The sequence below is a fragment of the Sphingomonas sp. 77B genome, from assembly GCF_056497825.1.
Window position 1 is genome coordinate 3,144,725 of the sequence record NZ_JBWMBY010000001.1, and the last position, 18,881, is coordinate 3,163,605.

General features: G+C 68.5%; 24 protein-coding genes, 1 pseudogene and 1 riboswitch. Of the genes and pseudogenes, 14 read left to right on the top strand and 11 right to left on the bottom strand.

The features are described 5' to 3' along the window. Both cobA and cobF read left to right on the top strand, forming a co-directional pair. Positions 1-723, top strand: a complete 723-nt coding sequence (gene cobA, locus AC1GI4_RS14745) for a uroporphyrinogen-III C-methyltransferase (protein WP_479629996.1) — start codon at positions 1-3, stop codon at positions 721-723. Then, a complete protein-coding gene (gene cobF, locus AC1GI4_RS14750) occupies positions 720-1,484 on the top strand; it encodes a precorrin-6A synthase (deacetylating) (protein ID WP_479629997.1) in 765 nt (254 codons plus the stop codon). The genes cobA and cobF overlap by 4 nt, the downstream gene beginning before the upstream one ends. Positions 1,485-1,864: 380 nt before the next feature. Here cobF and cobO read toward each other — a convergent pair whose 3' ends face one another. Beyond that, entirely contained in the window at positions 1,865-2,464 is a 600-nt protein-coding gene (cobO, locus tag AC1GI4_RS14755) for a cob(I)yrinic acid a,c-diamide adenosyltransferase (RefSeq protein WP_479630428.1), read from the bottom strand. After that, entirely contained in the window at positions 2,464-2,988 is a 525-nt protein-coding gene (gene cobU / locus AC1GI4_RS14760; RefSeq protein WP_479629998.1) for a bifunctional adenosylcobinamide kinase/adenosylcobinamide-phosphate guanylyltransferase, read from the bottom strand. Before cobU ends, cobO begins: the two co-directional genes overlap by 1 nt. 27 nt (positions 2,989-3,015) lie before the next feature. Between cobU and AC1GI4_RS14765 the strand changes: the two genes are divergently transcribed. The 3 genes from AC1GI4_RS14765 to AC1GI4_RS14775 are packed head-to-tail and all read left to right on the top strand — an operon-like array spanning position 3,016 to position 6,378. Beyond that, on the top strand, positions 3,016-4,005 hold the full coding sequence (locus tag AC1GI4_RS14765) for a threonine-phosphate decarboxylase (RefSeq protein WP_479629999.1): 990 nt from the start codon (positions 3,016-3,018) through the stop codon (positions 4,003-4,005). After that, positions 3,998-4,936 carry an adenosylcobinamide-phosphate synthase CbiB gene (cbiB, locus tag AC1GI4_RS14770; RefSeq protein ID WP_479630000.1) on the top strand — a complete coding sequence of 313 codons (939 nt, stop codon included), beginning with the start codon at positions 3,998-4,000 and terminating at the stop codon, positions 4,934-4,936. The genes AC1GI4_RS14765 and cbiB overlap by 8 nt, the downstream gene beginning before the upstream one ends. Then, entirely contained in the window at positions 4,924-6,378 is a 1,455-nt protein-coding gene (locus tag AC1GI4_RS14775) for a cobyric acid synthase (RefSeq protein ID WP_479630001.1), read from the top strand. Before cbiB ends, AC1GI4_RS14775 begins: the two co-directional genes overlap by 13 nt. Here AC1GI4_RS14775 and cobS read toward each other — a convergent pair. From cobS to AC1GI4_RS14795, 4 genes are read right to left on the bottom strand one after another with little or no spacing between them, the layout of a single operon-like run. After that, positions 6,363-7,079: an adenosylcobinamide-GDP ribazoletransferase gene (gene cobS / locus AC1GI4_RS14780; protein ID WP_479630002.1), complete on the bottom strand. Its 717-nt coding sequence runs from the start codon at positions 7,077-7,079 to the stop codon at positions 6,363-6,365. The genes AC1GI4_RS14775 and cobS overlap by 16 nt on opposite strands. Beyond that, positions 7,076-7,633, bottom strand: coding sequence for a histidine phosphatase family protein (locus AC1GI4_RS14785; protein WP_479630003.1), 558 nt, complete (start codon positions 7,631-7,633; stop codon positions 7,076-7,078). The genes cobS and AC1GI4_RS14785 overlap by 4 nt, the downstream gene beginning before the upstream one ends. Then, a complete protein-coding gene (gene cobT / locus AC1GI4_RS14790; RefSeq protein ID WP_479630004.1) occupies positions 7,630-8,640 on the bottom strand; it encodes a nicotinate-nucleotide--dimethylbenzimidazole phosphoribosyltransferase in 1,011 nt (336 codons plus the stop codon). The genes AC1GI4_RS14785 and cobT overlap by 4 nt, the downstream gene beginning before the upstream one ends. Further along, positions 8,637-9,044, bottom strand: a complete 408-nt coding sequence (locus AC1GI4_RS14795) for a DUF1636 domain-containing protein (RefSeq protein WP_294275543.1) — start codon at positions 9,042-9,044, stop codon at positions 8,637-8,639. Before AC1GI4_RS14795 ends, cobT begins: the two co-directional genes overlap by 4 nt. 91 nt (positions 9,045-9,135) lie before the next feature. Beyond that, a riboswitch (cobalamin riboswitch) is annotated at positions 9,136-9,319 on the bottom strand. Positions 9,320-9,422: 103 nt separating this feature from the next. Between AC1GI4_RS14795 and fumC the strand changes: the two genes are divergently transcribed. Then, entirely contained in the window at positions 9,423-10,823 is a 1,401-nt protein-coding gene (gene fumC, locus AC1GI4_RS14800) for a class II fumarate hydratase (protein WP_479630005.1), read from the top strand. A 102-nt stretch (positions 10,824-10,925) separates the two neighbouring features. Here fumC and AC1GI4_RS14805 read toward each other — a convergent pair whose 3' ends face one another. Next, the gene (locus tag AC1GI4_RS14805; protein WP_433911229.1) at positions 10,926-11,564 is read right to left on the bottom strand and encodes a trimeric intracellular cation channel family protein; all 639 of its coding nucleotides are present in this window, start codon (positions 11,562-11,564) and stop codon (positions 10,926-10,928) included. A 136-nt stretch (positions 11,565-11,700) separates the two neighbouring features. Between AC1GI4_RS14805 and AC1GI4_RS14810 the strand changes: the two genes are divergently transcribed. Then, on the top strand, positions 11,701-12,009 hold the full coding sequence (locus tag AC1GI4_RS14810; protein WP_058715332.1) for a glycine zipper 2TM domain-containing protein: 309 nt from the start codon (positions 11,701-11,703) through the stop codon (positions 12,007-12,009). A 176-nt stretch (positions 12,010-12,185) separates the two neighbouring features. Further along, a pseudogene (locus tag AC1GI4_RS14815) lies at positions 12,186-12,748 on the top strand (glycine zipper 2TM domain-containing protein). A gap of 57 nt (positions 12,749-12,805) precedes the next feature. On the opposite strand, the gene AC1GI4_RS14820 reads toward AC1GI4_RS14815, so the two are convergent. After that, positions 12,806-13,027: a hypothetical protein gene (locus tag AC1GI4_RS14820; RefSeq protein ID WP_058746007.1), complete on the bottom strand. Its 222-nt coding sequence runs from the start codon at positions 13,025-13,027 to the stop codon at positions 12,806-12,808. Positions 13,028-13,296: 269 nt separating this feature from the next. On the opposite strand from AC1GI4_RS14820, the gene AC1GI4_RS14825 reads away from it, so the two are divergent. From AC1GI4_RS14825 to AC1GI4_RS14835, 3 genes are all read left to right on the top strand, one after another. After that, on the top strand, positions 13,297-14,031 hold the full coding sequence (locus AC1GI4_RS14825) for a hypothetical protein (protein ID WP_479630006.1): 735 nt from the start codon (positions 13,297-13,299) through the stop codon (positions 14,029-14,031). A 62-nt stretch (positions 14,032-14,093) separates the two neighbouring features. Then, entirely contained in the window at positions 14,094-14,468 is a 375-nt protein-coding gene (crcB, locus tag AC1GI4_RS14830; RefSeq protein ID WP_294275548.1) for a fluoride efflux transporter CrcB, read from the top strand. Further along, on the top strand, positions 14,465-15,559 hold the full coding sequence (locus AC1GI4_RS14835; protein WP_294275549.1) for an RluA family pseudouridine synthase: 1,095 nt from the start codon (positions 14,465-14,467) through the stop codon (positions 15,557-15,559). Before crcB ends, AC1GI4_RS14835 begins: the two co-directional genes overlap by 4 nt. Before the next feature lie 136 nt (positions 15,560-15,695). Here AC1GI4_RS14835 and AC1GI4_RS14840 read toward each other — a convergent pair whose 3' ends face one another. The 3 genes from AC1GI4_RS14840 to AC1GI4_RS14850 all read right to left on the bottom strand — a co-directional run bounded on the left by AC1GI4_RS14840 (position 15,696) and on the right by AC1GI4_RS14850 (position 17,117). Further along, a complete protein-coding gene (locus tag AC1GI4_RS14840; RefSeq protein WP_479630007.1) occupies positions 15,696-16,262 on the bottom strand; it encodes an HAAS signaling domain-containing protein in 567 nt (188 codons plus the stop codon). After that, entirely contained in the window at positions 16,259-16,594 is a 336-nt protein-coding gene (locus AC1GI4_RS14845) for a PadR family transcriptional regulator (RefSeq protein WP_479630008.1), read from the bottom strand. The genes AC1GI4_RS14840 and AC1GI4_RS14845 overlap by 4 nt, the downstream gene beginning before the upstream one ends. 127 nt (positions 16,595-16,721) lie before the next feature. Beyond that, the gene (locus AC1GI4_RS14850; RefSeq protein ID WP_042484542.1) at positions 16,722-17,117 is read right to left on the bottom strand and encodes a glycine zipper 2TM domain-containing protein; all 396 of its coding nucleotides are present in this window, start codon (positions 17,115-17,117) and stop codon (positions 16,722-16,724) included. A 166-nt stretch (positions 17,118-17,283) separates the two neighbouring features. Here AC1GI4_RS14850 and AC1GI4_RS14855 point away from each other — a divergent pair, with 166 nt between their 5' ends. From AC1GI4_RS14855 to AC1GI4_RS14865, 3 genes are read left to right on the top strand one after another with little or no spacing between them, the layout of a single operon-like run. Beyond that, positions 17,284-17,949, top strand: coding sequence for an HAD-IA family hydrolase (locus AC1GI4_RS14855; RefSeq protein ID WP_479630009.1), 666 nt, complete (start codon positions 17,284-17,286; stop codon positions 17,947-17,949). Continuing rightward, the gene (locus AC1GI4_RS14860) at positions 17,946-18,161 is read left to right on the top strand and encodes a hypothetical protein (protein ID WP_479630010.1); all 216 of its coding nucleotides are present in this window, start codon (positions 17,946-17,948) and stop codon (positions 18,159-18,161) included. Before AC1GI4_RS14855 ends, AC1GI4_RS14860 begins: the two co-directional genes overlap by 4 nt. Next, positions 18,158-18,841 (top strand): ATP12 family chaperone protein, encoded by a 684-nt coding sequence (locus AC1GI4_RS14865; protein ID WP_479630011.1) that lies wholly within the window; start codon positions 18,158-18,160, stop codon positions 18,839-18,841. The genes AC1GI4_RS14860 and AC1GI4_RS14865 overlap by 4 nt, the downstream gene beginning before the upstream one ends. Positions 18,842-18,881 lie beyond the last annotated feature (40 nt).

The following is an 18,881-nucleotide window of genomic DNA, read 5'->3' on the forward strand; positions in this document are numbered from 1 at the left end:
GTGAGCGGGTTCGTGTCCCTTGTCGGCGCGGGGCCGGGCGATCCGGAACTGCTGACGCTGAAGGCGGTGCGCTGTCTGGGCGCGGCCGATGTCGTGCTGTTCGACGACCTCGCCGCCGGGGCGATGCTGAGCCATTGTCGCCCCGACGCCGAACTGATCGCGGTCGGCAAGCGCGCGGGCCGCGCGTCGCCCAAACAGGGCGAGATCGACCGGCTGCTGGTCGATCATGCGCTCGGCGGCAAGCGGGTCGTCCGATTGAAGTCGGGCGATCCGGGCGTCTTCGGGCGGCTGGAGGAAGAGATCGTCGCGCTGAAGGCGGCGGGCATCCCGTTCGAGATCGTCCCCGGCGTCAGCGCGGCGAGCGCGGCGGCGGCGGCGGCGGGCATCCCGCTGACCCGGCGCAACGAAGCGCGGCGGGTGCAGTTCGTGACGGGCCATGACGTCACCGGCGCGCTGCCCGCCGACCGCAATATGGCGGCGCTGGCCGATGCATCCGCGACGACGGTGGTGTTCATGCCCAAGCGGACCTTTTCCGCACTGGCCGAGGCGCTGATCGCGCACGGCCTGTCGCCCGAGACGCCAGCGCTGATGGCCGAGCATGTCGGCTGCCCCGACCAGCGCCTGACCCGCGCGAGCGTGGGTGAACTCGCCGCTCGACTGGCCGAGGGCGTGTCCGACAAGGCCGCGCTGATCCTCTACGGCCCGCTGATGGAGGATATGTGATCCATCTCGACCTGATCGGCATTGGTACAGGCAATCCCGACCACCTGACCCGCGCGGCGGAGACGGCGATGCGGAGCGCCGACCTGATCCTGCTGCCACGCAAGGAAGACAAGGCGGAATTGATCGACCTGCGTCGCGACATCTGCGCACAGGTGCTGGCGGGAACGAGCGTGCGGGTGGTCGAATTCGACCTGCCAGTGCGGGCGAGTGAAGGGGCCTATCTCGATACGGTCGAGCATTGGCACGATGCGATTGCCGAACGCTGGGCGGCGGAGATCGCCGCGCATCTGCCGGGTGGTGGGCGCGTGGCGTTGCTCGTCTGGGGCGATCCGTCGCTGTATGACAGTACGATCCGGATCGCGCGGCGCTTGGCCTCGGTCGAGCGGGTGACGGTGGTGCCGGGGATCACCAGCCTTCAGGCGCTGTGTGCGGCCCATGCCATTCCGTTCAACGCGGTCGGGGCGCCGGTTTTGGTGACGACCGGGCGGCGTCTGCGCGAGGGCGGCTGGCCCGAGGGGGCGGACAGCGTCGCGGTGATGCTCGATGGCGGATGCGCGTTCACGACGCTGGACCAGCCGGATGCGATGATCTGGTGGGGGGCCTATCTGGGCATGGACTACCAGGCGATCGAGGCCGGGCGGCTGGCGGATGTGGCCGAGCGGATTGTCGCGCGCCGGGCGGAACTGCGTCGGGTCCACGGGTGGATCATGGACGTGTATCTGTTGCGGCGGGGTGGGGATCTGGTGGGGGAGGGGGCGTGATAAAGTCCGTCACTCCGCCACGCGCCGCCCCCCTCCCGCAGGCGGGAGGAGATGGGGGAGGGTTTTGCCTCAAGCCGAGTCACCAGCGGCTTAACCCCCACCCCAAACCCCTCCCCCCTGCCGGGAGGAGGGGCTTAGCGCGTATCGCTCAGGCACAGGGCACTCCCCTCCCGCAGGCGGGAGGGGCTGGGGGAGGGCTTTGCCTCGAGCCGCATCGCCCGCGGCTTAACCCCCACCCCAAACCCCTCCCCCCTGCCGGGATGAGGGGCTTAGCGCGTATCGCTCAGGCACAGGGCACTCCCCTCCCGCAGGCGGGAGGGGATGGGGGAGGGCAACGCCACAAGCTCAACCGCTTGAGGCCTTGTCATTACACTGACGATTTAAAACTCGATGCCCTTTTGCGCCTTCACGCCCTGTTCGCGGAAGGGGTGCTTCACCTGCGTCATGTCGGTCACCAGATCCGCTGCTTCGATCAGCGCATCGGGCGCGTTGCGGCCGGTGATGACGACATGGGTCATCGCGCCCTTGGTCGCCAGCACCTCCAGCACCTCGTCGACCGGCAGATAGTCATAGCGCAAAACGATGTTCAATTCGTCCGCGACGATCAGGTCGTAGGACGGATCGGCGATCATTCGCTTGACCTCCTCCCACGCGCCCCGCGCGGTGGCGATGTCGCGGCTGCGGTCCTGGGTGTTCCAGGTGAAGCCCTCGCCCATCGCGTGAAAATCGACCTCGGGAAAGCGCGCCAGCACCGCCGCTTCGCCGGTGGTCATCGCGCCCTTCACGAACTGGACCATGCCGACGCGCATGCCGTGGCCGACCGCGCGGATCACCATGCCGAGCGCGGCGGTCGTCTTGCCCTTGCCCTTGCCGGTATGGACGATGACCAGGCCCTTTTCGGCGTCGCGCGCGGCGACCTTGCTGTCCTGCGCGGCCTTTTTCTTGGCCATGCGCTCGGCATGTTCGGCGTCGGTTCGCATCATTTCTCTCCTGAAAGCCGCAAAGGCAGGCCCGCCACCACCAGATCGGTCGCGTCGCACACCCGCGCCAGCCGCTGGTTGAGCGTCCCTTGCGCATCGCGGAAGCGGCGCGCGAGCGCATTGTCGGGCACGATGCCGAAGCCGACCTCGTTGCTGACCATCACCACCGGGCCGGGCGCATGTGCGACCGCCGCGACCAGTGCATCGCCCGCCGCCGCCAGATCGGCCTCCGCCAGCAACAGGTTGGTCAGCCAAAGCGTCAGGCAATCGACCAGCAGCACCCGGTCGGCGCGGCTATGCTCGGCGACGGCTTCCGGCAGGGCCATGGGCGCTTCGACCGTCATCCAGCGTTCGTCGCGATCGGCCTGGTGCCGGGCGATGCGGTCGCGCATCTCGTCGTCCCAGGCCTGCGCGGTCGCGATGAAGCAGCCGGTGGGCGTCATCGCTTCGGCCAGCGCCTGCGCATGGCGGCTCTTGCCCGACCGGGCACCGCCGAGGACGAGGATGGTACGGAGCTTCGACATGCCGCTGCGCATTGCGGGAGCGGGCCGATGACGCAAGCCCAAATGGCGGCCCTGACCCATCATGGCGGCCGGATCGACGCAGCCAAGGCATTGTTCCCGAACGCCCCCATGCCTTGGCTGGACCTGTCGACGGGGATCAATCCGGTGCCCTGGACTCCGCCCGAAGGGCTGGAGGTCGACGCCGCCCCCCTGCCGGATCGAACTGCGCTGGCCCGATTGGAGTCGCTGGCGGCCGCGTATTTCGGCGTCGCGGCGGAACGGGTCGCGGCCGTGCCGGGCAGCGAGATGGCGCTGCGCCTGTTGCCGCTGCTGGGCGCCCCGCAGCCGATCGTTGCGGTTCGCCCGAGCTATGGCACGCATGGCGCGGTCGCGTCCCAGCGGGTCGACCATGACGCGCTGGACGATTGGGCGGGGCAGGCGGGAAGCCTGTTGATCGCCAATCCCAACAATCCCGATGGCGTCCATCGTACGCCCGAGCAACTGACCCGGCTGGCGGCGGGGCAAGCACGGGCGGGTGGCTGGCTGGTCCTGGACGAAGCCTTTGCCGATGCGATGCCGGGAAACGGGTTCGATGGCGGTGAACGGGTCGTGGTGCTGCGATCGTTCGGCAAGTTCTTCGGGCTGGCCGGGGTGCGGCTGGGCTTCGTCATAGCCGCGCCCGAGGTCTTGGCAGGTCTTCGCGATCTGCTGGGCGACTGGCCGGTGTCGGCGCATGCGATCGCCTGGGGCAGCGCGGCCTATGCCGATCGCGCCTGGATCGCGGCGACCCGGATCGCCTTGGTCGAACGGGCGGCAGCGCTGGACGCGGTGCTCGCCCGGCATGGCCTGACCGCCCGCGGGGCCTGTCCGCTGTTCCGCATGGTCGACACGCCGGAGGCGGGCGTCATCTTCCAGCGATTGGCGGCGGCGGGCATATTGGTCCGCCCCTTCGCCGACGCGCCGGAGCGGTTGCGTTTCGGCGTGCCCGCTGCGGCGGCGGAGCTCGAACGATTGGATGAGGCGTTGCGACATGGCTGACCCGGTGGCTCTGGTCGCACTGGCGCTCGATGCGACGATCGGCTGGCCCGACCGGCTCTACGCGCGTGTCGGCCATCCGGTGGGGGCCTTCGCGCGGTTCCTGAATCTGGCCGAGCGGCTCGGCAATTCGCCCACGCGGCCCGAGGGCGTGCGGCGGGGCCTGGGTGTCCTGACCATGGTCGTGCTGATCGCGCTGACCGGCGGGGTGGCGTGGTGGCTCGACCGGGAATCGCATATTTTGTTCGGCCGTTGGGGCTGGATCGCCAGCGCGGTTCTCGCCTGGCCGGCGCTGGCGCAGCGGAGCCTGTACGTTCATGTCCGGCCCGTGGCCGATGCCCTGCTGCGTGGCGATTTGCCCGCCGCCCGCGTGCTGGTCGCGCGGGTCGTGGGACGCGATACCCAGCGGCTGGATCAGGCGGGCGTCTCGCGCGCGGCGATCGAGACGCTGGCGGAGAGTTTCTGCGACGGCATCGTGGCCCCCCTGTTCTGGCTGCTGCTGCTCGGGCTGCCGGGGGTGTGGATGTACAAGGCGATCAACACCGCCGACAGCATCATCGGGCACAAGGAGCCGCGCTGGCGGGCGTTCGGCTGGGCGGCGGCGCGGATCGACGACGGGGCGAACTGGATCCCTGCGCGGATCGCCGGGGCGCTGGTCTGCATCGCGGGCGCAGGCGGCTGGGCGGTGATGAAGCGCGATGCGCGCGCCCATGCCTCGCCCAATGCGGGCTGGCCCGAGGCGGCGATGGCGGGGGCGCTGGGCGTCGCACTCGCCGGGCCGGTCGCCTATGACGGGGTGACCCAGATCAAGCCGTGGATCGGCCGCGAAGGACGCGCCGCTTCACCCAAAGACATCGTCACGAGTTTGCAAATCTATGCCCGCGCCTGCCTGTTGCTCTGGGTGATCGCGGGGAGTGTCGCATGGCTGGCGTGATGATCCAGGGCACCGGCTCGGACGTGGGCAAGTCGGTGCTGGTCGCGGGCCTGTGCCGGGCCTTTGCCAATCGCGGGCTGCGCGTCCGCCCCTTCAAGCCGCAGAATATGAGCAACAACGCCGCCGCGACGCCCGATGGTGGTGAGATCGGGCGGGCGCAGGCGACGCAGGCGCTGGCGGCGCGGGTGCCCCCGCATGTCGACATGAACCCGGTGCTGTTGAAGCCGCAGGGCGACCGCACCTCGCAACTGATCGTGCGCGGACAGGTGCGCGGAATGCTGCCTGCGTCGAAGTGGCGCGAAGGGCGCATCGGGCTGCTGCCGGAGGTGGTCGACTGCTATCGCCGTTTGGAGGCGGAGTGCGACCTCGTCATCGTCGAGGGCGCGGGCTCGCCCGCCGAGGTCAATCTGCGCAGCGGCGACATCGCCAATATGGGCTTTGCCCGCGCGGCGAACGTGCCGGTGGTGCTGGCGGGCGATATCGACCGGGGCGGGGTGATCGCCTCGCTGGTCGGCACGAAGGCGGTGATCGACCCGGCCGATGCCGCGATGATCCGCGGCTTTCTGGTCAACAAGTTTCGCGGCGACCCCGCGCTGTTCGCGGATGGCATGGGCGTGATCGCCGAGCATACCGGCTGGCATTCGCTTGGCCTGATTCCCTGGCTGGCGGACGCGACACGGCTGCCCAGCGAGGATGCGGTGGTGCTGGAGCGAAGCCGCGCCGGTGCCGGGGGGCGGATCGTGCTCGCCTGTCCGATCACGCCGCGCATCGCCAATTTCGACGATCTCGATCCGCTGCGCCTGGAGCCGCAGGTGGATCTGGTCATGGTCCGCCCCGGCGAGCCGATCCCCGATGCCGCGATGATCGTCCTTGCGGGATCGAAGGCGACCATCGCCGACCTGGCCTTCATCCGTGCGCAGGGCTGGGACATCGACATCGCCGCGCATGTCCGGCGCGGGCGGCCGGTGCTGGGCCTGTGCGGAGGCTACCAGATGCTGGGGCGTACGGTTGCGGACCCGGACGGGATCGAGGGGCCGGCGGGGACGGTCGCGGGGCTGGGCCTGTTGGACGTCGATACCGTGCTGACCGGCGAAAAGACGGTGCGGCCGGTGACCGGCGAGGCGCTTGGCGCGTCCTTCTCGGGCTATGAGATTCATCTCGGGCGGACGAGCGGGCCGGATACTGCGCGGCCGGTAGGTCATCTGGCGGACGGCCGTGCCGAGGGGGCGATACGTGCCGACGGGCTGGTCGCGGGCAGCTATGTCCACGGCCTGCTGGGCGAGGCGGGGCAGCGCGCGGCGTGGCTGGCGCGGATCGGCGTGGCGGGGCAGGGGCCGGATCACCGCGCCGATGTCGACGCCGCGCTCGATGCGATTGCCGCCGTGCTGGAGGCGCATGTCGATTGCGATGCGCTGCTGCGGATCGCTCAGGGCAAGGCATAGCGGACGGCGGCGAGCAGGAGCACGGTTTCGGTCAGTTCGATCCCGGCGCCATGCACATCGCCGGTCACCCCGCCCAGCTTGCGCCGGAACCAGAGCGACAGCGTCAGGATGATGAAAGGCGCGGCCGCCAGCGGCGGATAGAACAGGCCAAGCACAAGCGCGACCAGCATCCATCCGATCATGTCGACCGGCCGTATCGCCTTTGCGACCATCGCGCCCAGCCCGCCGGGGCGTAAGGGCGGCAACAGGCGCGCCCAGACCAGCGGCCCGACCCGCGCCGCCGCCGGAATCAGCGCGAGCATCGGCCCTGCACTAACAGGCAAGGCATGGAGCACCACCAGCTTGGCGATCAGCTGCATCGCCAGCGCGACCACGCCGAAGCTGCCGATATGCGGATCGGCCATCACCGCCAACAACCGCGACCGATCGCCATGCGCCGCGCCCAGTCCATCGGACAGGTCCGCCAGCCCGTCGAGATGCAGCGCCCCCGTCGCCCAGACCCAGGCGATCAGCGCCGCCAGCGCGCCCGTCCATGGATCGACGTGCGCGCCAAGCCAGCCTGCACCCGCGACGATCACGCCGACCACAAGGCCCGCCACCGGGTAGAGCCGGATCGCCCGCGCGAAATCCACCTCGTCCGCTTCGACGCGCGGCATGGGGAGGCGGGTCAGGAAACCCAGCGCGACGATCAGCGTCTTCATGCCGTGACCAGCCCCGTCACCTGCGCGTTGCGTGGTTCGCCGTCCCATACGTCCAACGTGACCAGCACGGCATAGGGCAGCGCGAACGACCAGCAGGCGCGTAGGTCGAACCCGCACAGGACATGCAATGCTGCCCGCATCGTGCCGCCATGGGTGACGATCAGGGTCGGCTCGGGCGACAGATCGACGATGGCGGCACGGACCCGCGCGACCAGATCGGACCAGCGCTCACCACCCGGCGGTGGGGCAGCGTCGGGGTCGTTCCAGAATTGGCGCAGCGCCTCCGGATCGATGTCGCTCGCGGCCAGCCCGTCCCAGTCGCCGAAATCCAGCTCCCGCCAGCGCGGATCGACCTCCGTCGGGCCGATCGCTTCGGCACAGGCGCGCGCGCGCGACAGGTCGGAGGCGATGCGGCGGGTGACGTCCAGGCCGCTCGCCCGCGCGACGCAGGCCGCGACTCCCGCGGTCGTGGCCGGACTGTCGGTTCGCCCCAGCATCCGCCCCGTCAGCGCGGGTTCGCCGTGACGGAGCAGATGAAGGCGAAAGCCGGTCATTCGCCCGCGATGCCCGCCTCTGCAAAGGTCGCCATGCCGTCATGGGCGGCGACCGCAGAGCGGATGACCTGGACCGCCACCGCCGCGCCGCTCGCCTCGCCCAGCCGCATGTTCAGCGACAGGATCGGCTCCAGCCCTAGCCGCGCGAGCAGCAGGACATGGCCCGGTTCGGCCGAGCAATGGCCCGACAGGCAATGCGCACTGATCGCCGGATTGGCATGGGCCAGCGGTGCGACGGCGGCGGTGCCGATAAAGCCGTCGAGCACGACCGGAATCCGCCGGTGCCGTGCGGCCAGCACCGCGCCAGCCATGGCGGCAATCTCGCGCCCGCCCAGGCGGCGCAGAATTTCGAACGCGCTGGTCAGATGCTCACGGTGGAGCGCCAGCCCCTCGGCCACCACCGTCGCCTTGCGCTGGACACCTTCGGGATCGACCCCGGTGCCGGGTCCGACCCAGAGCGGAGGCGCCCCGCCGAAACTGGCGGCGGCGAGCGCGGCGGCGGCGGTGCTGTTGCCGATGCCCATCTCCCCCAGCACCAGCAGGTCGGCATCGCCCACCGCCTCGGCCCCGGCGGACAGCGCGCTCAGGCACTCCTCCTCGGTCATCGCGGGCGCGGCGGTGAAGTCGGCGGTCGGCCGGTCGAGGTCGAGCGGCACCACGACCAGCTCCAGCCCCGCCGCTGCGGACAGTGCGTTGATCGCCGCCCCCCCGGCGGCGAAATTGGCGACCATCTGGACGGTCACTTCCGCCGGAAAGGCGCTGACGCCGCGCGCGGTGACGCCGTGATTGCCCGCGAAGATGACTGCGCGCCCCCGCTCGATCCGGGGCCGCTCGACGCCCTGCCATCCGGCGAGGAAGACGGCGATGTCCTCCAGGCGACCGAGCGAACCCGGCGGCTTGGTCAACTGCCCTTGCCGCGCGGTCGCGGCGGCGCGGGCCTGGTCATCCGCCCGGGGCAGGGTGGCGAGCGCGGTCTCGAACGCCGCGACATTGGGGAAGGCGTTCATTCGACGACATATCCTTCGGGGGGCGTGCGGGTCAGGAAATGGCCTTTCACCCCTTGCGGCCACTGTTTGTAGGGCACCTGGCCCCAGTCGCTGTCGGCATAGGCGCGGGCATAGTCCAATATGGCGCGTGCGGCATCGTCATCGGGGGTGAACTTGCCCATCACATAGCCGACCTTACCGGGACAGCGCAGGTGGACGGTGCAAAAGGATTGGCAGGCGAAGAGGCAGGGCATCTCCTCGACGGCGACATCGGCATAGGCCGGGTCGGACGCCCGCACCCGGCGCAGCGCCTCGACCAGCAGCGCGCCGCCGCGCTGGCCCTGTTCGTTCTCGCGCGCGTCGTCGGACAGGCGGCAGGTGTTGCAGGCGACCACGGCGGGGCCGTTCGCGGCGGGCTTCAGCATGACAGGAACTCGGACATCGGGACGTTTCTCCAAAGGCGCTGTCGCCGCGCGAGGGGAAAGCCCCGTTTCGTCCGGCACACCCTGTCCGGTCGAAGGACGACCGCGACGGGCAGGTCTCCTGGCTCGCGGGTCGGGGCCGATCCGCCGCCTTCTCAGGGATTAGCCCAATGGCGTCGTGGCGGGCGGCTCGCCGCTTACAGTTGCAGGGGCAGCCGGGGTATCGCACCCCATTCCCTTTTCACCTCTTGCGAGGAACCTGTCGCAAGGGCGGCGATAGGCGGGTGAGGGCGGGGTGGCAAGCGTTGTGCCTTGTTGCGTCACGGTCGTGACGACTATGTCATCGCGGAACCCCTTACCCCATCGGTGAGTCCCTGTCGCATGACCCAGAACGCCACCACCCGCACCGAAACCGACTCGATCGGCCCGATCGAGGTCCCCGTCCATGCCTATTGGGGCGCGCAGACCGAGCGCAGCCTGGAGAATTTCCCGTTCGGCACGCGCGAGCAGATGCCGATCGGCATCGTCCATGCGTTGGCCATCGTGAAGAAGGCGGCGGCGCGGATCAATCGCGGCCATGGCCTGGCAGCGGAGAAGGCCGATGCGATCGAAGCGGCGGCGCAGGAGGTGATCGACGGGCGGCATGACGACCAGTTCCCGCTGGTCATCTGGCAGACCGGCTCCGGCACCCAGTCCAATATGAACGCCAACGAGGTGATTGCGGGCCGCGCCAACGAGATGCTGACGGGTACGCGCGGCGGCAAATCGCCGGTCCACCCCAATGACGACGTCAATCGCGGCCAGTCGTCGAATGACACCTTCCCCACTGCGCTCCATGTCGCCGCCGCGCTGGCGGTGACGAAGCAACTGTTTCCCGCGCTCGACCGGCTCCACGCCGCGCTGGAGGCTAAGGCGAAGGAATGGGATTCGATCGTCAAGATCGGCCGGACCCATTTGCAGGACGCGACCCCGCTGACCCTGGGGCAGGAATTTTCGGGCTATGTCCAGCAACTCGCCAATGCTCGCGACCGGATCGAGGGGACGCTTCACCGCAATATCCTGCCGCTGGCGCAAGGGGGGACGGCGGTCGGCACCGGGCTGAACGCGCCGAACGGCTTTGCCGAGGCGATCGCGGCCGAGATCGCCGAGGCGACCGGCCTCGACTTCGTGACCGCGCCCAACAAATTCGAGGCGCTGGCGAGCAATGACGGGCTGGTCGACCTGCACGGCACGTTGAACGTGCTGGCGGTTGCGCTGACCAAGATCGCCAACGACATCCGGCTGCTGGGTTCCGGCCCGCGCTCTGGGCTGGGCGAGCTGGAGCTGCCCGCCAACGAACCGGGCAGCTCGATCATGCCGGGCAAGGTCAATCCGACCCAGTGCGAGATGCTGACCATGGTCGCCGCGCAGGTGATCGGCAACAATGCCGCTGTGACGGTCGGCGGCTTGCAGGGGCATCTGGAGCTGAACGTCTTCAAGCCGCTGATCGGGGCGAACGTGCTGCGCTCGATCCATCTGCTGGCGGTGGGCATGGAGAGCTTCGCGACCCGCACCGTCGAGGGGATGACGGTCAATCGCGACCGGATCACCGAGCTGCTCGACCGCTCGCTGATGCTGGTGACCGCGCTGGCGCCCGAGATCGGTTATGACAATGCCGCCAAGATCGCCAAGCACGCGCATCAAAAGGGACAGACGTTGAAGGAAGCCGGGCTGGAACTGGGGCTGGTCGACGAGGCGACCTTCGACCGGGTGGTGCGGCCGGAGTTGATGTTGGGACGGTGAGGGCTTCCCTTGGGCTTCGATTTCGCTCAGCCTGAACGGATGAAGGGTTTATCCCCCAAACCCCGTTCAGCCTGAGCGAAGTCGAAGGCCACGCCCCAACGCCTACCCCCGATCCCACCCCTTCGCCGGATAGGCGGGCAGTGCGATCCGATACCGGATCGCGGCCCCACGCAGCACGAACCCGGCCAGCGCCGCGATCGGCCCCGCGCCGGGCACCCCCAGCTGCATCAAGATCACATAGCTGGTCGAGGACAGCGCCGCCGCCGTCACGTACAGCTCCGGCCGCATCAGGATCGAGGGCTCGCCTGCGATCACGTCGCGGATGATGCCGCCGACACAGGCCGACACGACGCCCAGCATCGCCGCCGCCACCGGCGGAATGCCATAGCCGGTGGCCTTGGCCGCGCCGTACACGGCATAGGCCGCCAGCCCTACCGCGTCGAACCAGTCGAGCGCGCTGCCCCGCCACCAGCGCTCGGGCGTCGCCCAGACCGCGATCGCCGCGATCAGGCAGACGATCGGCACCCTGGCGTCATGCACCCAGAAGACCGGCGCATCGATCAGCAGGTCGCGCAACGTCCCTCCGCCGACCCCGGTGATGAGCGCGAAGAAGACCAAAGTCACCATCGTCTGGCGATGCTTGGCCGCGACAAGTGCACCCGACACCGCGAATACGGCCAGTCCGGCCAGGTCGAGCCAGGGCATCACGGCGGGCAGCATGGCGGTCGGTTGGGGCAGCATCGCCAGCGACCCTAGAGCGGCCATCCGCAGGGGGGAAGGGCGGCGCGTTGATGAACGTGACGTTATCTGCCGTTCATGCAACGGACGTTAGAAGTGGGACGTTACGGCGTCAGATCAATTCGAAAGGAAGTTTGTGATGCGGAAATTGATGCTTGCCCTGGGTTGCACCGCCATGGTCGTCCCCTCGCTGGTCCTGCCCGCGACCGCTGCCGATGCGCAGCGCCGCTACAAGTATCGCGAATGGCGCGATGACCGTGGTCGCGTCCGCTGCCGCAAGCCGGACGGCACGACGGGTCTGGTCGTCGGTGGCGTCGCGGGCGCGCTGCTGGGCCGCACCATCGATACGCGCGGCGATCGCACGCTGGGCACGCTGGGCGGTGCCGCCGTCGGCGCGCTCGCCGGTCGCGAGATCGAGCGGGGCACGAGCAATCGCCGCTGCCGCTGAGACCGGCTCTCCCCGACATGCGGGAAGCAGGGGCGTCACCTCCGGGTGGCGCCCCTTTTGTTTGGAAAAACAAGCAGATCATGATGTCTCGATAGTGAACGGCAAGTAGTTTTCGGTTCACGCAACAATCAGCGTGAAGGCGGGTTCATCTTCCCATCATCAACGGGAGTTCGAGTATGCGTATCGCTCTGTTGACGGCCACGATCGCCGCCACCGCCTTTTCCGCCATTCCTGCCGAGGCGCAGCGCAATGGCTATGAAGCCCGCCAGGAATATCGCGAGGACGTCCGCGATGCACGCCGCGACTATAACCGCGAAGTGCGCCGCGCCAACTCGCCGCGAGACATCCGGGAGGCGCGCCGCGAATATCGCGAGGACATTCGCGATGCCCGCAAGGATTATCGCAAGGACATGCGCAATGTCCGTTGGCGCAACTACGACTATAACCGTTTCGAGCCGGGCCAGCGCGGTTACTATCCCGAGCGCTATTATCGCGACGGCCGCTATTACCAGCCGCGCGCGCTCGGCCGCAACGACCGCATCTATCGCGGCATGAACGGCCGTTTCTATTGCCGCCGCAATGACGGCACCACGGGTCTGGTGATCGGCGGTCTGAGGGCGGCGCGCTGGGCAATGTGATCGCAGGCGGCGGTTCGCGTCTGCTCGGCACGGTGATCGGCGCGGGCGGCGGTGCGCTGCTGGGCCAGCAGATCGACCGCGGCCAGGTCCGCTGCCGCTAAGCAGCGTGTAGCGTGAAGGACGGCCCGGCGGGGAAACCCGCCGGGCCGTTTGTCATTTTAGATGAAGCCGCCGCCCAGCATCAGGCGAAGGCCGAAGATCAGGATGAGGATCAGGTTGAGATTGCGCCCCGTATCACGCGACGACAGCGCACCCACCGCCGCACCGACGATCGCGATGGGAATCACGAACCAGTAGCCCCAGGCAAAAAAGGGCAGAAACGGCACGATCCCGAGCAGAAGCGCGACCAAGCCGATGACGATCGAGAACAGGTTCAGCATGGAGGCCAAGATGGCGTGGGCTGATCCTCTCTACAAGCGCACCCGTCCATATCCTGTCATGATCGGGTATCATGGTAAGTTGACCATGCACTTCCCAAAGCACCACCCCGGCGAAGGCTGGGGTCCAGTTGCAGGCCATCGCAGAGACTCACGAGCGCTCACCCAACTGGATCCCGGCCTCCGCCGGGATGATGAGCCGGTTTGCCGTCGATGCCCCGATGCGACGATCGTTAAGGATCACGTCGCATCCGCGTGCTAGAAGGGACCTCATGATGCCGAAGTCGCACTATATCCTGATTCCGCTGGGTTGCCTGCTACTGGCGGCATGCGGTGGCAAGTCCGATGACGATGCGCAGCTCAATGCGCTCGACAGGGAACTAGCGTCGATGAACGACGGCAGCCCGAGCCGCGACCCCCAACTCCGCGAGGCGCTTGCGGGGCAGATCATGGTCGATCCCGGCCTGACCCAGAGTTCCAATGCCAATGCGGTGCGCCCGCCGAACCGGCCCGCCAGCGATCAGCTGCCTCCGATGCCGCCGCCCGCCGATCCGGTCGATGCCCGCACGCTAAAGTCCGCGCCCGTCGCCGCGCGCGACTGCCCCGAATGCCGCGCCTCGGCCGGGGCCTTCACGCTGGCTGCCAAGGCCGGGCAGCAGCCGGGCAATGCGGCCTGCCTGTCGGGCCTGCGCTATTCGGCGACTTGGGCGAACCGGATGCCGCAGGCCTTTGCCCCCTATCCGGGGTCACGCGTCGCGGAAGCGGCGGGCAATGACGCGAATGGCTGTGGCTTCCGCATCGTCAGCCTGCGCACCGCCGCGCCCGCTGCCAAGGTCATCGACTATTACTACACCCGCGCGAGCGGTGCGGGCTACAGCGCCGAGCACAAGCTGGACGGCGCGCAGCATGTCCTGGGCGGTACGCGGGGGCAGGCGGCCTATATGGTCTATGCGACCGCCGGTCCCGGAGGCGGCACCGACATCGATCTGGTGGTCAAGGGCGGCTGATCCAGACCCGCACACGCTTGTCCTTTGCGCGGGTGACGGGGTTGCGCTAAGGGGAGCGGATCATGCCACCGCTTCTTCTCGTGATGCTGGGCGGCGCATTGGGCTCGGGGGCCCGGCATTTGACCGGCCGCTATATGCTCCATGCGTTCGGCCCGAGTTTTCCCTATGGCACGCTGACCGTCAACTGGGTCGGCGGTCTGTTGATGGGATTGCTGGCGGGCGTCCTCGCCCGAACCGGCGCTGCGGAGGGGTGGCGGCTGTTCATCGGCGTCGGGATATTGGGGGGCTTCACCACCTTTTCCTCCTTCTCGCTCGATACCATCACACTGATCGAACGCGGCCAGATCACGGTCGCGCTCGGTTACATCGCCTTGTCGTTGCTGGGTTCGCTGGCCGCGTTGTGGGCCGGACTTTCGCTAACAAGGATCTTCGCATGACGGACTCCGTCCGCCAATTTACCGTCGGCTATGACGATGACGGCATCCGGCTGGACCGCTGGTTCAAGCGGCACATGCCCGACACCAGCTTCACCACCGTCGCCAAATGGGCGCGCACCGGACAGCTGCGCGTCGATGGTCTTCGCGCCGCACCGGGCGACCGGATCGCGGCGGGCCAGGTGCTGCGCGTGCCCCCCGCCGAGCCCGCGCTGGCCGAGAGCAGCAAGCCGACGATGCGGCCGCGCCACATCCTGTCGGAGGACGAGGAGTCGTTCGCGCGCGAGATGGTGATCCATAAGGATCGCGACGCGCTGGTCCTCAACAAGCCGCCTGGTCTGGCGACGCAAGGCGGCACCAAGACGACGCAGCATGTCGACGGCCTGCTCGACGCGTTGCAGTTCGAGGCGGAGGGGCGGCCCAAGCTGGTCCACCGGCTGGACAAGGACACCTCGGGCGCGCTGCTGGTCGCCCGCAACGCCCGCGCGGCGGCGTTCTTCGCCAAGGCGTTTTCGGGCCGCACCGCCAAGAAGATCTACTGGGCGCTGGTCGTCGGCGTGCCCTCGATCGACGACGGCACGATCGAACTGCCCATCGCCAAGCAGCCGGGCACCGGCGGCGAGAAGATGCATGTCGACGAGGAAAACGGCCAGTCGGCGCGCTCGCGCTACCGCGTGATCGAGCGGGCGGGCAACAGCTGCTGCTGGGTCGAGTTGCAGCCCTTTACGGGGCGCACCCATCAGCTGCGCGTGCACATGGCCGCGATCGGCCACCCGATCGTCGGCGACGGAAAGTATGGCGGGGCGGCGGCGTTCCTGACCGGCGGGATCAGCCGTAAGATGCACCTGCACGCGCGGCGCATCCGCGTCGATCATCCCGATGGCGGTCGCATCGACCAGACGGCCGAGCTGCCGACCCACTTCGCCGAATCGATGAACCAGCTCGGCTTCGACGAGATTCGCGGCGACGTCCTGCCCCAGGACGAAGATCGCGGCCCGCCGCCGAAAGAAGTCCTGAAGCAGCGCGCCAAGGCGCACGCCAAACAATATCGCAAGGAACGCCGCGGCGAACGGCGGGGTAGAGGCGCGCGGTAAATACAATCCTCCCCGGCACGGGGAGGGGGACCGCCGCGGAGCGGTGGTGGAGGGGGTGTGCCGCTGGGCTAATCCCGTGTGGCGAGCCCCCCTCTATTAAGGCAGCCGCCCTGCCACCTCCCCGGTACGGGGAGGATCAGCGGGAAGACCGCAGCACATGCCGCCCCGTGCCGCGCAGGACCAGCGTCGCCAGCGCATAGCAGGCGAGTGCCCCGGCCAAGGCGATCGGCAGGACCCACAGTCCCATCATTTCCGGCGCGGCGGGGGGATCGGTGAGGATGCCGAAGGCCGACCCCTGCGGCAGCGACCAAAGCCCGACATGGCTGGGAAAGAGCGGTTTCACGATCGCGACTGCCGCGAAGCACAGCGCGAACAGATAGAGCAGCATCGCCATCAGCACCCCGCCGAACGCCGCCACGCTGCGTCCCGATCGGGTCAACAGGGCGTAAATCAACGGGGCAGGGCGATCGTCGCCCAGCGCACCGGCCAGCCGAAATTCCTGAATATAGCGCGCGGCCATCGCATGAGGCGGTCCCATCGCCGCGATCGCGGCGTCCAGCGAATGGGGTCCCGCCGCGAAGCTGTCGTTCAGGTGGCTTTCGATCTCGCGGACGAGGCCATCGCGATCCTCGGCCGGGATCGCCTGCAACGACCAGCGCAGACGGCGGGCATAATCGGCGATGCGGCGGGCAGGCTCGTTCATGGCTGATCCTCGACAAGGGTGGTGATAGTGGTTCGGAACTCGATCCAGGCCGCGCGCATCGCCTCGGCCAACGCTGCGCCTTCGGGTGTTAGGCGGTAATATTTGCGCGGGTTGCCGCCCTCGGCGGGAAGCTCCCAACGGCCGGTGATGCGACCCGCTTTTTCCAGCCGGGCGAGCAGGGGATAGAGGCTGCCCTCGCTGACCAGATCGCCGCCCGCCCGGATGCGTGCGAGAATTTCCAGGCCATAGGCCTCGCCGTGAAACAGGACCGACAGCAGCACCAGCTCGGCGGCTCCCTTGCGCAACTGAGACTGCCAGCTTCCGATATCCATTACGAACGAGTAACGCCATGTACCATGTTATGCAAGGCATGAGGTTACAAGAAGCCCCGCCGACACTTGGCCGACGGGGTTTCCATTATCCTAAAAGCGAGGGGGCATACCCCCTCAGCCCGGAATGTTACCGGCAATAGCCGGGGTTGTTCGACTTCTCGATCGCATGACCGGCCAGCGCACCGGCGCCACCACCCAGGATCGTGCCGAGGGTGCGGTCGCCCCGCGTGTCGATCGTGCGACCCAGCAGGCCACCCGCGATCGCGCCGACGATGGTGCCCGTCGTGCCGTTGTTGCAGCGCTGCGGACCACGGTTGTAATAGCCGCGATTATACCCGCCACGGTCGTAATAGCCGCGATCATAGCGCGGGCCGCGATTATAGCCGTCCGAATAGGCGTCGCCATAGGCACGGTCGTAGCCGTAGCCGCGATCATAATAACGCTGCGCCGAAGCAGCGGTCGGAACCATGGCCGTGGCGCCGACGGCAAGGGCGGCGGCAGCGAGCGAAAGCTTCTTGAACATCACGATCTCCCTTGATCTTCAAACCGGCGGCGGCGGGGTGATTCCCGTCGTCGTTGAAGCCCTTATGAGTGATTCGCCATGTTCGGATGCTGAATGCGTCTGTTAGCTGTTGTTCATCCGAAACGTCATGCTTCCCCCGCGCGGGCCTTGCCGATAGGAGGGAGCGATGACGCGCCCGCGCCTTGCCCTGTTCGATTGTGACGGCACTCTGGTCGATAGCCAGGCCAATATCTGTCTCGCCGCCGTCGAAGCGTTTACCATGGCGGACCTCACGCCGCCGCCCGCGCCTGCGATTCGCCGGATCGTGGGCTTGAGCCTGGTCGAGGCGATGCGCGTGCTTGCCCCCGATCAGCCGAATGCGATGCACCACCAGCTGGCGAGCGACTATAAGGCCGCCTTCTTTCGCCTGCGCACGGCGGGCGCGATGGAGCCCGAGCCGCTGTTCGACGGCATTCCCGCGCTGCTCGATCATTTGGCGGGGGAGGGCTGGCTGATGGGCGTGGCGACGGGCAAGTCGGATCGTGGCCTCAATCGGGTGTTGGCGGAACATGGCCTCAACCATCACTTCGTCACGCTGCAAACCGCCGACCGGCATCCATCCAAGCCCGATCCCTCGATGGTGCTCGCCGCGATGGCCGAGACCGGCGTCTCGGCACAGGATGTCGCGATGATCGGCGATACGAGCTTCGACATGGCGATGGGCAAGGCGGCGGGCGCCTTCGCGGTCGGCGTCGCCTGGGGATATCATGACGTGACGGAACTGGTGAACGCGGGCGCCGAGGTCGTGGCGCAAGAGGTTGCGGACCTGCCCGCCCTGCTGGTGCGGGCATGAGCGGCGACACGCGCGCGCGGCGGCACTGGTTCATCATCATGGGGGTGCGCCTGATCGGCGTGGCGGGCGCGCTGTTCGGCGTGGTGCTCGCCTCGCGCGGGGGGGCATGGCCGCACAAGGCGCTGGGTGTCGCCATCATCCTGTCGGCGCTGGCGATGATCGCGATCGTACCCGCGGGGCTGGCGCATCGTTGGCGGAGTGGGGGCGAATGAAGCGGTTCTGGACAAATGTCTCGGTCGATGCCGAGCGGGTGGTGCGGCTGGACGACCGGCCGGTGCGCACGCCGGGTCGGGTGCCACTGGCGCTGCCGACGCCCGCGCTGGCCGAGGCGGTGGCGGAGGAGTGGCGCAGCGTCGGGGAGACGGTCGACCCGCGCGCCATGCCGCTGACCGGCCTTGCCAATGCGGCGATCGACCGGATCGCGGCGGACCCGGCGCCCTTTGCGGACGGGCTGGCGCGCTATGCGGAAAGCGACCTGCTCTGTTACCGCGCCGACTCGCCGCCCGAGCTGGTCGAGCGACAGGATGCGGTGTGGAACCCGCTGCTCGACTGGGCGCGCGATCGCTACGACGTGCATTTCACGCTGGTGACGGGGATCATGCATCAACCCCAGCCCTCCGCGACCGTCGAGCGGCTGGCGCAGGCGGTGGCGGCGGTCGATCCGTTCCGCCTCGCCGCGCTGTCGCCGGTGGTGACGATGACCGGCTCGCTGGTCCTCGCGTTGGCGTTGCTGGAGGGGGCGGCGGAGGTCGACACGATCTGGACCGCCGCGCATGTCGACGAGGATTTCCAGGCGGAGCAGTGGGGCGAGGATTATCTCGCCATCGAGGCACGCGAGGCGAAACGGCGCGAGTTCGACGCGGCGGTGCGGTTCTTGACGGCGTTGGGGTAAGTTTGTTGCGAGGATAGGGCGTGGGCTTCGCCTGCGCTCA